This window comes from Virgibacillus sp. MSJ-26 (assembly GCF_018918075.1).
GTDB lineage: Bacteria > Bacillota > Bacilli > Bacillales > Amphibacillaceae > MSJ-26.
Genome location: NZ_JAHLPW010000004.1, coordinates 113,622 through 128,181 on the forward strand (window position 1 = coordinate 113,622; position 14,560 = coordinate 128,181).

11 protein-coding genes are annotated in these 14,560 nt (G+C 39.2%); 1 reads left to right on the forward strand and 10 read right to left on the reverse strand.

The window, feature by feature from the left end:
- Nucleotides 1-122: 122 nt before the first annotated feature.
- Nucleotides 123-1,268 carry an MFS transporter gene (locus KQI49_RS04430; protein ID WP_216487152.1) on the reverse strand — a complete coding sequence of 382 codons (1,146 nt, stop codon included), beginning with the start codon at nucleotides 1,266-1,268 and terminating at the stop codon, nucleotides 123-125.
- Nucleotides 1,269-1,601: 333 nt separating this feature from the next.
- Here KQI49_RS04430 and KQI49_RS04435 point away from each other — a divergent pair, with 333 nt between their 5' ends.
- On the forward strand, nucleotides 1,602-2,663 hold the full coding sequence (locus KQI49_RS04435) for an NAD(P)/FAD-dependent oxidoreductase (protein WP_216487153.1): 1,062 nt from the start codon (nucleotides 1,602-1,604) through the stop codon (nucleotides 2,661-2,663).
- Nucleotides 2,664-2,777: 114 nt separating this feature from the next.
- Here the strand turns inward: KQI49_RS04435 and KQI49_RS04440 are convergent, their stop codons facing one another.
- From KQI49_RS04440 to KQI49_RS04480, 9 genes are all read right to left on the reverse strand, one after another.
- Nucleotides 2,778-3,380, reverse strand: coding sequence for a response regulator transcription factor (locus tag KQI49_RS04440; protein WP_216487154.1), 603 nt, complete (start codon nucleotides 3,378-3,380; stop codon nucleotides 2,778-2,780).
- The gene (locus KQI49_RS04445; protein WP_216487155.1) at nucleotides 3,377-4,519 is read right to left on the reverse strand and encodes a sensor histidine kinase; all 1,143 of its coding nucleotides are present in this window, start codon (nucleotides 4,517-4,519) and stop codon (nucleotides 3,377-3,379) included. The genes KQI49_RS04440 and KQI49_RS04445 overlap by 4 nt, the downstream gene beginning before the upstream one ends.
- 258 nt (nucleotides 4,520-4,777) lie before the next feature.
- A complete protein-coding gene (gene desA, locus KQI49_RS04450) occupies nucleotides 4,778-5,836 on the reverse strand; it encodes a Delta(5) desaturase DesA (RefSeq protein ID WP_216487156.1) in 1,059 nt (352 codons plus the stop codon).
- A 264-nt stretch (nucleotides 5,837-6,100) separates the two neighbouring features.
- A complete protein-coding gene (locus KQI49_RS04455; protein WP_216487157.1) occupies nucleotides 6,101-7,750 on the reverse strand; it encodes an FAD-binding dehydrogenase in 1,650 nt (549 codons plus the stop codon).
- Between the two features lie 212 nt (nucleotides 7,751-7,962).
- On the reverse strand, nucleotides 7,963-9,003 hold the full coding sequence (cobT, locus tag KQI49_RS04460) for a nicotinate-nucleotide--dimethylbenzimidazole phosphoribosyltransferase (RefSeq protein ID WP_216487353.1): 1,041 nt from the start codon (nucleotides 9,001-9,003) through the stop codon (nucleotides 7,963-7,965).
- A 410-nt stretch (nucleotides 9,004-9,413) separates the two neighbouring features.
- Nucleotides 9,414-10,763 carry a (Fe-S)-binding protein gene (locus KQI49_RS04465; protein ID WP_216487158.1) on the reverse strand — a complete coding sequence of 450 codons (1,350 nt, stop codon included), beginning with the start codon at nucleotides 10,761-10,763 and terminating at the stop codon, nucleotides 9,414-9,416.
- Nucleotides 10,760-12,172: a glycolate oxidase subunit GlcD gene (glcD, locus tag KQI49_RS04470; RefSeq protein ID WP_216487159.1), complete on the reverse strand. Its 1,413-nt coding sequence runs from the start codon at nucleotides 12,170-12,172 to the stop codon at nucleotides 10,760-10,762. The genes KQI49_RS04465 and glcD overlap by 4 nt, the downstream gene beginning before the upstream one ends.
- 246 nt (nucleotides 12,173-12,418) lie before the next feature.
- Nucleotides 12,419-13,132: a LutC/YkgG family protein gene (locus KQI49_RS04475; RefSeq protein ID WP_216487160.1), complete on the reverse strand. Its 714-nt coding sequence runs from the start codon at nucleotides 13,130-13,132 to the stop codon at nucleotides 12,419-12,421.
- Nucleotides 13,132-14,556, reverse strand: coding sequence for a LutB/LldF family L-lactate oxidation iron-sulfur protein (locus KQI49_RS04480; protein ID WP_216487161.1), 1,425 nt, complete (start codon nucleotides 14,554-14,556; stop codon nucleotides 13,132-13,134). Before KQI49_RS04480 ends, KQI49_RS04475 begins: the two co-directional genes overlap by 1 nt.
- Nucleotides 14,557-14,560: the final 4 nt, after the last annotated feature.

Genomic DNA, 14,560 nt, shown 5'->3' on the forward strand with positions numbered 1-14,560 from the left:
CCCTTTCAGTAATTTTAGAATATTCTCCTAGGGATAAATGGTTAATCTATAATTAGTAGAGATAAAACGTCTAACCATAAAAAAACATCAACTGAAATTTACTTCAGCTGATGTTCTTTTTATTATGATTCCTTTTTCTTATACTTTTTCGCTATCAAGAAAACAATTAATCCTACTAACAACATTGTGACGGCACTTGATAAAAATGGCAGACCTAAAGCATCACTGGTTGCACCTGAAACAAACGACCCTGCGACAGACCCTAGCGAGAAGAAGGCATAAAAGACACCATAAGCTTTCCCTCGGTCCACCTTAGTGGAAGCTTCAGTAACAATTTGATTCATTGACGGAAAAACAAGTGAAAACCCAACACCATAAATAACCATCAACACAATAACTAATCCGTAAACCGAGATGACATTAAGCATAATGTGAACAAAACCAATGATAGTTATTCCCGTCACGACTAAAGTGACCGGAGAAAATTTATCAAACATCCGATTCAACGGGGTTAAGAAAACAATCAAAGCGACAATCCCATACGTGCTCAGGAGCATTCCAGTCGTAGAAGATGTCATGCCCATCTCATCTACTTTTAACGGTAATGCAAAGGCAAGTGTCCCATTACTAATCATAATGGCAAAAGCAGCAAGTGATGCTTGTATGACTAATGGATGCTTTAACAATGGCGTAAATTCTGAGAAATTGAATTTCCCTTTTTCCGTCGTTTTAAAGGACTCCTCAATAAATTTATAGATTAAAAATAAACTAATAAAAAATAAAACAGCTACTAAAATAAACACATAATCAGCTTTTGCTCGGGCAGCCATAATTCCTCCAATAGCTGGCCCTATTATTGCTGCGGTTCCAATACAAGCACCTGTAAGTGCCATGGTTTTCCCTCGCGAACTTGCTTTCGTTTGATCCCCAACATAAGCAAAAGCAGCAGGAATTAGTATCCCGCCAGCTAAACCGTGAAAGAAACGAACAAAGAAAAGCTGCCAACCTGTTTGTGCAACTGGATAAAATAAAAGAATAAGCCCCGCAAAGAGCATTCCTAAAAACAACATACGTTTCCTGCCATATCTGTCTATCCAATGCCCGCCGAAAATATTTCCCACCATATTTGTGAGCGAATAGACAGCGACAATAGAACCTGCTAAAAGATGTGATGCTCCCAGGTCAAGAGCATAAGGCGTAATTATTGGCAACTGAATAAATGTATCTAAAAATGAAACGATTATAATAAAGTAAAGTATCCTTGTCATTCATTTCCCTACTTTCCACCCTGTATTATACCTTAAATGTTTCATTGATAACATGATAAAGGTAGTTAAACTTCTGATAAAATTGTGAACGATATCTATGGTTAACGAATCATTTTCTAGAGTGTTTGGTTATTATCAATTTTATCAGTAGCTAATTGACTACAACCACCTGCCGAATAAAGCCTCAGATTATGATAGATTATAATCTTTTTCGCCTATTTCTCTAGTTTTATAGCGGTATATTTGGTAATCTTAGAGATGGATAGTTTTTGAGGATTTAAGGAGAATGCCCTTACAGTTAACTAATATGTAAGGATGGGGGTTATTATACTAATGAAAAACTTAGTAATACTAGGTGGAGGCTATGGTGGTTTAAAGACACTTTTAGGGTTACTCGGGCAAGGAGTTCCTGACGATGTAAAAATTACCTTAATTGATAAAAACCCATACCACTCACTTAAAACGGAATTTTACACCATTGCTGCTGGAACATCCGCCGAGAAAGATGTCCGTGTTCAATATCCAGATGATGATCGCGTTAATTATATGTTTGCCAGAGTAAGTGAAATTGATGTGAAACATCAAAAGATATCCTTTCATAATGTCAGTGATATCATTTCTTATGATTACCTGATTATTGGTTTAGGTTGTGAAGATAATTACCACAATATTGAAGGAGCAGAACAATTCACCGAGAGTGTTCAATCATTCTCTAAAGCTCGTCTTGCCGGTGTAGCTGTAGGAAATCTGCATGCTTATGGGAAAGTTACCATTGTTGGTGCTGGATTAAGCGGAATTGAAGTAGCTTCTGAAATTAGAGAAAGTCGACCGGATTTGAATATTAGATTACTCGATCGGGGAGCGTCTGTGCTAAGAGCCTTTAATCCAAGGATTCAAGCGCATGTCGCCGACTGGTTTTTGAAAAATGATGTAGAAGTCCTTCACCATGCAAATGTTGAATATGTTGAAAAAGATGGCGTGTGTAATAACGGCGTGTGTTACATGAATGACGTCACTATTTGGACAGCTGGTGTTCAACCCCATTATTTGGTTCGAGAATTACCATTCAAAAAAGACAATCAAGGGAAAGTAGTCGTTAATGATTATTATCAAGTTCCTGAACAGCCAAATATCTACGCATTAGGTGATTGCGCCTCATCTGAATTCTCTCCAAGTGCCCAGCTAGCAGGTATTCAAGGAGAGCAAATTGCAGGTGTTCTCCATGCTGTTTTACGTGGGAATGAACCAAGAGAGCCGAAACCTATCAAACTTAAAGGAACACTAGGATCGTTAGGTAAGTCAGATGGGTTCGGTAATATGATGGCCCAACCATTTACAGGGCTTCTGCCTCGTCTGGCAAAGTCTGGTGTCTTATGGTTGAGCAAGCGGCATTAAAACGAAGATACCGAAACAAGATGATGCACTTATCCAATCAAATTTAAAGCCGCTGTAAAGAGATTTCTGACAGCGGCTCTTATTTTAGGTTCTGATATGAAGATATTAGATAAACTATTTTCTCAACCAACCTTTTTGTTCATAACGGGAAACTGCTTCGACACGGTTACTCACTTCAAGCTTATCTAAAATAACTGAAACATAATTGCGGACCGTCCCTGTTGTAATATAGAGTAATTCAGCTATTTCCTTTGTGTTCTTCCCCCCGGCTATGAGATGAATAACCTGCTCCTCGCGTTCCGTCAACGGACTCCCTCGGTCAAACGCCATATCAACTAATTCAGGAGCATATATCCGCCTGCCCGCCATAATACTCCGGATGGAATCTGCTAACTCTTCACTTGGGCTATCTTTTAATAAATAGCCACTAACATTCGCCTCACGAGCACGCTGAAAGTAACCCGGTCGTGCGAAGGTTGTTAACACAATGACTTTGCAAGGTTGGTCTTTAAGTTGTTCTGCCGCATCAAGACCACTAACCATAGGCATTTCTATATCCATCATACAAATATCCGGTTTATGTTGACCAACAAGCTTTAACGCCTCCTCGCCATTTTTGGCCTTACCGACGACTTCCATATCTTTTTCTAAATTAAGTAAAGAAGCTAAAGCTCCAAGTAACATTTGCTGATCCTCTGCGATAACAATACGAATCATATATACGCCTGCCCTTCGACTTCTTTAATCACATTAGGAATTCGGATTGTAACTTGCAAACCTTGTGATGCCTGGATGTCAAGGTTTCCATTAACAAATTCAAGCCGTTCTCTCATTCCCTGAATCCCATTTTCTTTTAATTTATAACTACCTTTTCCTAACCCAATTCCATTATCTTTTATTTTAAGTAACCATTCCTTAGGTAGTTGTTTAATTGTAATATGGCAAGATGTCGCTTGGCTATGCTTGACAACATTTGTCACAGCTTCCTTTAGACACATTGTTAGCACGCTCTCTATGAGTAACGGGGTATCTTTAAGTTTCGGCTCTCCATCAATATGGCATGTCATTTGTGCAGCGTGTAAAATTTGCTTCACACGAAGTATTTCATCATCAAGTCGAGCTTCCTTCATATCGGATACCATGTCACGTACCTCTTTTAAGGCGATGCGTGCTGTTTGGTGAATGTCTTCTATTTCACTTTTCGCTGTATTCTGATCAGCATAGATTAACTTTCCAGCCAAATCACTCTTAAGTCCAATTAACGAAAGCTTCTGTCCCAGCGTATCATGCAAATCCCGAGCGATACGCTGTCTTTCTTCAAGAACCATTAATTGAGAGATTTTTTTATTGGCATCTTTCAACTGACTCTCGAGTCTTTCTTGTTTATTTATATTATATAGAGTAAAAGGCAGAAGAATAACACCTAAAATGCTAATAATAATAAATGGCAGTTGTGATAGAAAAATATCCGTTTGTGTGAAAAATCCGATGCCAACTGCGCCTAAAGTAGTGAGCAGATGAATCACATAGAGTGTGATAAACGATGCTTTACGTTCTATATTACCGATATAAAAGGCTAGGAAAAGTGAGAAATAGACATATCCTAAAAACATCGTCATTATCATACTTATTGTCATTTCTATACCAACCGATATATAAACTGTCCATCCCTTTGAGAGAAAAGATAAACGGTAAACTGCAAAAAACAGTAAGATCATCACAAGTCCGAATATAATTCCGGTTGGTGAAGAATTTTTAAAGACAAAATAGAAAGGTAGAATACAAAAAATAATCCATGCATAAATACTTAATCCTGTATTTCTAGGAACAATATGATACCATCTTTGCTTTTGCACACGAACTTCTCCCTTTTAACTTAACGTATTCTAAGTATAACAAAAAACGGTGAGCAACCGCCGATATTTAAAAATAAGGCGCTCTTCTGGAGCAAGAATGAACTAGTTTGGCATTTTTAACGTTCTATCGATTGGTATTCCAAGTTCTAGTGAAATTTTATCCGATAGAAGTTCCCCTAGAAACCACATTCTCCATTTTATTTTCTACAAAGATAATAAAGACCCTCCAAATTAGGAAGGTCTTGTAATTATGCTGATCTATTTCTCTTGAACACTTGAACGAGGTGCTTTAAATGAATACTCAACTTTGTCCTTTTTCTTTTTAATGAGACCTTTAACCTCTTTAAAGCTCACAAACGTTTTGCTATTTTCATCATATAAACGAAAGCGAATTGCTGTTAAGCTAGAACGAAGAGTAATTGTTGTCGCCTGTTGGAGTGGTGGTGTTTTCTCATGTGCCTCTTCCAATTTGTAATTAGGAACTCTCGGACTTAAGTGATGAACATGGTGAAAGCCGATACTACCTGTTAGCCATTGAAGAACTTTAGGTAACTTATAATAAGAACTGCCGTCGACCGCTGCTTTTACAAAACTCCACTCGTCTTCATTTTCAAAGTATGAATCCTCAAACTGGTGCTGAACATAAAATAACCAAATCCCAAGACTACCAGCAATAAATAGGATGGGCAGCTGAATAATCAAAAAAGCTTGCCAACCAATCAACCAGATGAGTGAGCTATAAAGGACAATAAGCGAAATATTAATTATATAAGTATTCATCCGCTCTCTCTTTCTTGCTCCTTTTCGGTTAAATCGATTTGAAATTAAATACAAATATAGTGGGCCGAAACCAAACAAAACGATTGGATTTCGATATAAACGGTAAGCTAATTTCCCCCAGAAGGAGGCATCTATGTATTCATTTACTGTCATAACCCACACGTCACCAGTTCCACGTTTATCCAGGTTGCTGCTCGTTGCATGGTGAATAGAGTGATTGCGTTTCCACTTTTCAAAAGCAAATAACGTGATAATTCCTGTCACTGTACCGACGATCCGATTAGCTTTACCATTTCTGAAAAAAGAACCATGCGTACAATCATGAAAGATGATAAAGATGCGAATCACAAACCCTGAAGCTAGAATAAGTAGAGGAATTGTTAACCAAATTGATACTGCCAAACTTTTATAAGCTAAGAACCACAGAATAACAAAAGGAAGGATAGTATTAAAAAGCTGCTTGATACTCGCGACTGTGTCAGGTTTTGCGAAAGGTTGGACACTTTTTCTTAATTGAGCTTGTTTTTGTTTACTCATTGTTTCCCCCTAGTTTTCATCATTATTATTTTCTATACTAAAGGGAAATTTTCTCAGGTAAAAGACATAAACGTCAAGTAGCCTATATGACAAATGTCATATAGAAAGTCAGTTGTGTGTTCATTTTCTTAGGAATGCATGGTTTTCAAGGTCACCACGTTACGTCCAACGATTTTTAGGCACTATTTTTATTATTACTTACTAATAACATCTTATTTAATTACTCACTCTTCTCACAACCAATCACTTCTAGTCTTTCATTAATTATATTTTCGCTACTGTTCGTCCCACCACTCTTCCAGTAAAAAGGCATCCTCCTAGAAAAGTGCCTTCCAGTGAACGATAACCATGGGCTCCACCGCCACCAAAACCTGAAACTTCCCCAGCTGCATAGAGACCTGGAATAGGTTCGCTCTCAGAATTTAATACACGACCAGATAAATCCATTTGGAGGCCACCGAGCGTTTTCCGACTAATAATGTTTAAACGTACTGCAATAAGTGGGCCGTTCTTAGGGTCTAAAATTTTATGAGGGACAGCTGCTCTAATCAACTTATCACCTAAATAATGACGAGCACCTTGAATGGCAGTTACTTGAAGATCCTTAGAGAAGGAATTTATTACTTCTCGGTCACGTGCTTTAATTTGTTGTTCGATTTTACTAGCATTGAGCAACTTTTTTCCTATTAATCTATTCATCCCTATCACAAGATTGTCGATATTGTCAGCCACTACAAAATCTTCTCCTTTATCCATGAAAGCTTGTACAGGTCCTGGTGCCCCGGGTAGGATTCGACTGAGTACTTTTTTAATACTTTTTCCTGTTAAGTCAGGGTTTTGTTCTGAACCTGACAAGGCAAATTCTCGTTCGATTATTTTCTGTGTTAATATAAACCATGAATAATCATAGCCCGTCTTCTGAATCGTTTCTAAGGTTCCAAGTGTATCAAATCCTGGAAAGTTAGGAGTTCCAAAACGATTTCCTTCCGCGTCAAACCATAATGAAGATGGGCCAGGCAAAATACGGATACCATGTTTTGGCCAAACGGGATTCCAGTTTTTGATCCCTTCCGTATAATGCCACATTCGATCTCGGTTTACAATGCGTCCTCCTGCCTGTTCTGTAATGGAAAGCATTCTGCCATCGACATGTGCTGGAACGCCAGAAATCATCTTCTTTGGTGGGATACCTAGCCAACTCGGCCAATTTTCACGAATCATTTCAAAATTAGCCCCTATTCCGCCACTCGACACCACGACAGATTCCGCATGATACTTAAAGTTTCCCGTTATTTCCTTTGAACTTGTTTCACCTCGGTGTGCGTTCGAGCCTATCAAAGTGGATCCACTGACACCTGTAATTTTTTCATTATGGACTTCTAACCTGTCCACCCTATGGCGCGGGAAATAATCAACAAGTCCCTGCTTTATTTGCTCTCTTAGCCGCTGTTCAAAAGGCTTAACAATACCAGGGCCTGTCCCCCAAACAATATGAAAGCGTGGTACTGAATTTCCATGCCCATCAGCAAGATAACCACCACGTTCTGCCCAACCAACTACTGGGAAAAAGCGGACCCCCATTTCAGTTAACCAATAGCGTTTCTCCTCGGCGGCAAAATTAACATAAGCTTCTGCCCACTTTCTTCCCCAATAATCTTCATCGGCTAAACGGTCAAAACTTGCCGTACCCATCCAATCTTGCCAAGCTAATTCCTTAGAATCTTTAATACCCATACGCCTTTGTTCAGGTGAATCGACTAGAAATAAGCCACCAAACGACCACCAAGCTTGTCCCCCAAGTGATGCTTCCGGTTCCTGATCTAGTAACAGAACTTTCTTTCCCCTAGCAGCTATTTCTGTTGTCACTACGAGACCCGCCAAACCAGCACCCACAACAATTGCATCATAATCCATTTTCATACCTCCAAGTCAACTGTTTTTTCATTTAAATATTCCAACAATTGTTGCAATTATACTACACCTAAGCTAATTTAAAAAGGAGCGACCTACGAAAAAGTGAACCCTATCAATGTCGTTACTTTGACTAATATGAAAACTTCCCATGAAAAACGGAAAGGAAGCGCAAATATTGCCCTTCCTTTTTCACATTTTTCCTATCCATAATACTACAGTGGCCCTTTATCTTTTTCAGACACACCAGCTTCAGAAAATGTAGCCATTTCTTTAAGCACTTTCGTTGCGGCTTCAATAACCGGAAATGCAACAGCAGCACCAGTTCCTTCACCTAGTCTCATTTGCATATCTAAAATTGGCTTTTTCCCAAGCTGCTCCAGAGCCTTTTGATGGCCAGGTTCCTTTGAGTGGTGACCTGCAATCATATAGTCAGATGCACCGCTGCTGATCTTAGTGGCAAGCAGCGCGGCAACTGTGCAAATAAATCCATCAACAATAATCGGAATCCGTTTTTTCGCAGCAGTTGACATGGCTCCTACCATGGCGGTAATTTCAAATCCACCTACCTTCTTAAGTATATCAATTGCATCATCGCGATTTGGCTGTCGAGCCTTAATTGCTTGTTCAATAATTTGTTGTTTATGTATGACTCTCTCTGGGTTTAATCCTGTTCCAGGACCAGTAATTTCTTGAACAGAAATGCCTAGCATGGAGGCTAGTAGGGCGCTTGCTGATGTTGTATTCCCAATTCCCACTTCACCTACAATTAATGTCTTTGCTCCACTTGCGATCATTTTGTCAGTTTCTTCACAACCAATGGATAAGCATTCATGAACTTCTGTTTCTGTCATTGCGTGTTCATGAAGGAAATTATGTGTTCCACGGCGAATTTTCCGTGAAATGAGTTGATCATGTGAGATGTCTTCAGCTACACCGACATCGACAACAGCCATTTTAGCGTTAATGTGTCGGCAAAAGACATTCATCGCAGCACCACCCTCAAGAAAATTCAGGGTCATCTGTGTTGTCACCTCTTTTGGAAAGGCTGAAATCCCTTCTGTTGTTATGCCATGATCTGCAGCAAATATAATCGCACCAGGCGGCGTAATGACAGGAAAACGTTGACCTGTCATTTCAGCTAATTCGATTGCCAATTCTTCAAGTCTTCCTAAACTCCCCTTTGGTTTTGTTAACGTATCGAGATAATCAGAAACCTCTTTTCCTACTTTTTTATCTAAAGGAGGTATGTGCATATTTCTTATATCATTTTTATTCAATGCGTCTCATCCCACTTTCCACTTCATAATACAAGTTCATATATTATATTTTGTACGTTAGGAAGAAATAAAGCAACTTCGTCAACTATAATAAGTTATATTTAACCAATCGTTAAAGCAATGGATGGCCGATACAACATCGTTAGTAAGTGCATGCAATCAAGATAGTCTATTGGATACATGGATGGAGGGTTCGAGAAAGATGTCCAATTGAGCACTCCTATTGGACCTGGAAGGAGAGTTTTACGAGAACTATGTCCAATTGAGCTATACTTTCAACTTCATTAATCATCATTTATAAGCTTTAATGCTCTAGTTTTCTAATGAAAAAAATCAAAAACGTTTGCTATTTAACAAACGTTTTTGATCAGTATTTTATATACCCCTTAACCTATAGATTGAGCTGCCTTCTCATTTGCATTTTCATATGCTTCAAGCAGTAAGTCAACAATATGAACAGCATTCATCATATTGGATAAACCTTCTCGTTCAATGCCGAGTTTCATTTGGAGTAGACAGCCTGGATTAGCGGTAACAATCGTTTTAGCCTTTGTTTTAATCGCTTGTTCCATTTTATAATCAAGAATTTGCATGGACATTTCTGATTCAACAATATTATAGATTCCCGCTGACCCACAGCAACGAGTAGCATCTTTCATCTCAATATATTCCGCACCGTCAATGGATTCAAGTAGTTGACGTGGTTCCATAAATGTTTTTTGCCCGTTTTTCAAGTGGCAGGAATCCTGATATGTGACTATTTGATCATCTAATTTTAATGGAAGTTTATGAAAACCTAACTCAACTAAAACACTTGTTACATCTTTAATTTTGTTACCAAATGCTGCTGCGCGGTCTTTCCATTCTGGTTCATCTCTGAGTAGATGACCATAATCGACTAAGAAAGCACCACACCCACCAGCATTCGTGATAATATAGTCAACGCCTGCATCTTCAAAGGCTTTAATGTTTTTCTTTGCCATTTCTTTAGCTTGGCTTAGCTCTCCACTATGACCTTGCAAAGCACCACAACACCCTTGTGTTTCTGGGACGACAATTTCACAGCCTGCATATTGAAGAAGTTTTGTTGTTGCATCATTTGTTGACATAAACATCGTATCCATTAAACAACCAGAAAAGAAGGCTACGTTCTTTTTCTTACTTGCTAATGGTTCAAAATGACTTGGACGGTCTTTCATCTGTTTACGTTTGGGTACATCTGGGAGTACTCTCTCCATTGTTCGCAAATTTTCTGGGAAAAGTTTCATTAATCCAGTTGCACGTGCCACTTTCTGCAATCCTGACCTTTGGTAGAATCCAAGTAAACCAACGGAATTAACCATTCGGTTATGATGTGGAAATAACCCTTGAAAAGCAGCTTTTCTGGCTACCTTTTCGGGAAGCGATTGTTTATTGGTTTGATAAATAGCATCACGAGCCTGTTCTAATAGATGGCCAAACTGTACCCCTGAAGGACAGACAGGTTCACAAGCACGGCAGCCGAGACACATATCAATTGAATTTTTAACTTCTTCTGTCGGTTCAATCAAACCATCAACTAGACCTTTCATTATTGCAATACGACCGCGTGGGGAATGTACTTCATCGCCTGTTTCAATGTAAGTTGGACAACTCGGTAAGCAAAAGCCACACCTGGTGCAATTCATCAATTCATCATAATCCATTTTTTCTTTAAAATCGTGTTGAATACGTTCCTTTTCTTTAATATCCATCATTTAGAAATCACCACCCTCTCCCTTTCTGATTTAGCGAACATTTTACCTGGATTCATAATGTAGTTAGGGTCAAGTGCTTTTTTAATATTTCGCATTGCTTCAATTCCTGCTTCACCTACTTTGAGATGAAGATAAGGTAATTTCATCACACCCACACCATGTTCACCTGTAATGGTTCCGCCAAGTTCAACGGCTTTCATGAAGATTTCTTCTAGAGCGTCTTCAATCCGTGCGATCTCATCTTTATTTCGTACATCTGTTAAACATGTGGGGTGAAGATTCCCGTCTCCTGCATGGCCAAAGGTGCAAATGGTAATGTCATATTTTTTGGCAATTTCATTAATCGCTTTCACCATTTTGGCAATTTCTGAACGAGGGACGGTGGCATCTTCTAAAATTGTTGTCGGTTTCAAGCGAGATAAAGCTGAGAGAGCTGAACGTCGTGCTTCCGTTAAGGCTTCGGCTTCGGCAAGTGTTTCGGCAACAGACACATCAAACGCTTGATTATCTCTGCACAATTGCTCTATTTTTTCCATATCTCTTTCAACAACTTCTTCAGGCCCATCTTGTTCGATAAGTAAGACGGCTTTAGCATCGAGAGGTAAACCAATTTGTGCAAAATCCTCGACTACTTTAACTGTTGCTTGGTCTAAAAATTCCAAGGTAGCTGGAATGATTCGATTAGCAATAATAGCTGAAACAGTCTCAGCAGCCGCTTCGAGATCATGATAAAGAGCGAGCATTGTTTTCTTTGTTTCCGGTTGAGGAATAAGCTTAAGAATAGCTGAAGTAATGACACCAAGCGTCCCTTCTGCTCCAACATATAGCCTAGTTAAGTCATACCCTGCCACATCTTTAGCAAGCTTTCCTCCTGTCCGAATGACTTCTCCATTCGGCAGGACAATCTCGAGTCCTAAAACATAATCTCTAGTTACCCCATATTTCAGTCCACGAAGGCCGCCTGAGTTTTCACTAATATTCCCACCGATTTGTGAAATGTGCATGGATCCTGGATCAGGTGGATAAAACAGTCCCACCTCTTCAGCTGCTCTGAAAATATCTTGTGTGTAAACGCCAGGTTGAACGGTCATCGTTAAGTTTTCTTCATCAATCTCCAGAATTTGATTCATATGACGAAATAGAAGTACAATTCCTCCTTCAAGCGGAGTGGTTCCCGCACATAAATTTGTTCCTGAACCACGGGGGACAATGGGAATTTTATATTCATTACATAACTTTACAATGGCAGCAACTTCCTTCGTGTTCCGCGGCGCTACCGCTGCATCTGGCATGGCTTGAAATTGTGGAGTAGAATCATAAGAGTAAGCTAGTAAGCTAGCATTACTCGTCTCGACATTCTCACGTCCTACAATTGCTTCAAGTCTTTTCTGTATATCTTCATCAAGCATTTCAATTCTCCTCTCATGAAGCCTTGTCTATCTACTCGAAAAACCTATCTAGTGGACTTGTTATTTAAAGAAAATTGTAACTCTATTATAAAGGCTCCCACTCGTATAGGTCTAGGACATCTAGGAAGTATTTCTACTAATACGATACTTTAATTTATTAAATACATCGCGAGACTGGGACATAAGTATTTTAGTTAATGTAAAATCGAACGTATTAAAGTATCGCTTATATTTTGCTGTTTAAACTTACATATCATCTACTAATATATATGTTGCCATTGTCGGTCCATGAACTCCGACGATAAGATTCATCTCAATATCCGCACTATTACTTGGCCCTGAGATAAAGCTCACAAATGAAGGTGTCTTTTCCCCACGCTGATTTGCCTTATGGATTTTCTCCGTTGCTTGCGTTATTCTCGGAACAACAGTGCTTTTAGGAATAATAGCAATATATGTTTTTGGTAATAAACTGATAGACCGTCCATTGTCTTTATCATTAAATAACGTCACCGTTGCAGACTCAGCCAAAGTAATATCGCTAAATGTCAACCCTATATCTGCTCGTTCCGCAAACGTTTGATTCTCTTTATCTTTACTAGAATCCCAAAAATGAACTTCCATATCAGGATTGTTTTGTTTCATCACGCTAAGTAAATCGCCTATGCCATACTCTTCGTTTCGTGAGTCATTAGAAGCAATAATTGAATTTCCGTAGTTTTCAATTGTTTCTTTCAAAGTATCGTTCAAACCAGCTAAATCTGTCTTTTTAAAAGTTGTATGAATAACGTCACATTGTTTTTCCAGAACGTCCACCAAATCATCTTGAGTGAATCCTTTCAACACTTCTTGCTGAGGGTTAAAACTCCAAGTTGGTCGTTCTACACCTTGCTTACGGCGTGGGCGTCCTAGATTTGCCGCTAGATTATTTAAAAAGGATTCACGATTTTTTATGGCCATTATACTTCGCCTCCCTTTTGTCTATCTTTAAACCAAGCACGAAATGATTGTTTGCTTGGAGCGGGAAAGTCTCTCGTATCTGTCCAGCCTTTTAATGGTCCTGGCCCATTGGTGACCTTTTCTCCTTTAGTCCATGGTTTCAGTGCCGTACGCGCCATTTTAGAACTTAATTTATATGCTGCAGGGTTCGAAGCCCACTGTGCATACCCTTGCATAGCAATCTTTTCAGAGGACGAACCTAAATCCTCTCTTTCTACAATAATTTCACGATGACGGATGAGTTGTTCATGTAACGGTATTTTCACCGGGCATGCTTCAGTACAAGCTCCGCATAATGATGAAGCGTAAGGAAGTTCTTTATGGTCTTCATACCCATCAAGTAGCGGAGTGATTACCGCGCCAATTGGACCGGGATATATTGAACCGTAAGCATGTCCGCCAACCTGACGATACACTGGGCATACATTAATACATGCAGCACAACGAATACAATGAAGTGCGGATTGGAATTCAGTTCCCAAAATATTGGATCTGCCATTATCGACAATGACTAAATGATAGTCATCCGGTCCATCAATTTCATCTTCAAGTCTTGGCCCAGTGATTGCTGTAATATAGCTTGTAAGATTTTGGCCTACAGCTGATCTTGTAAGTAAACTGACCAAGACCTCCATTTCTTCCCAAGTGGGAACAAGCCGCTCCATTCCCATAACAGTTATTTGAGTATCTGGAAGAGCAGTCACCATCTCAGCATTACCTTCATTTGTAACAAGTGTGATGGCTCCCGATTCAGCGACAGCAAAATTACATCCAGTAATACCGACATCTGCAGATAAAAATTCTTGTCTCAATTGTTCTCTTGCGAATGCAGCAAGTTCTTCAGGGTCATCAGACTTTTGATATCCCCGTTTTTCAGTAAATGTTCTTTTAATACTTTCCTTGTCCTTATGAATGGCTGGGGTGACTATATGTGAAGGAGGGTCTTCATCAAGCTGAAGTATCCACTCACCAAGATCTGTTTCAACAATGTCGATGTCATCTTTTTTTAAAGCTTCATTAAGGCCAAGTTCCTCAGTCACCATTGATTTTGTTTTGGCTACCTTTTTGCCATTTTTCTTTTTAACTACATTTCGAATATAGTTATTTGCTTCTTCAGGTATTTCGGCAAAATAAACATTTCCGCCACGCTCAGCAACTTGATCGCTTAGCTGCTGCAAGTAATAGTCAATGTTTTCTAAAGTATGTGTTCGAATTTCTTCACCTAATGAGCGCCACTCTTCCCAGTTCCCGAGTTCCTCAGCCCTTTTCCGCTTTCCACTTCGAAATCTCCCTTGGGCTGATGCAACAGCTTGACGCATAAAATCATTATGAAGTCCTTCTTGAACTCGCTCAACATAAGGGGTATCTCCTAATTTTATACTCATTGAC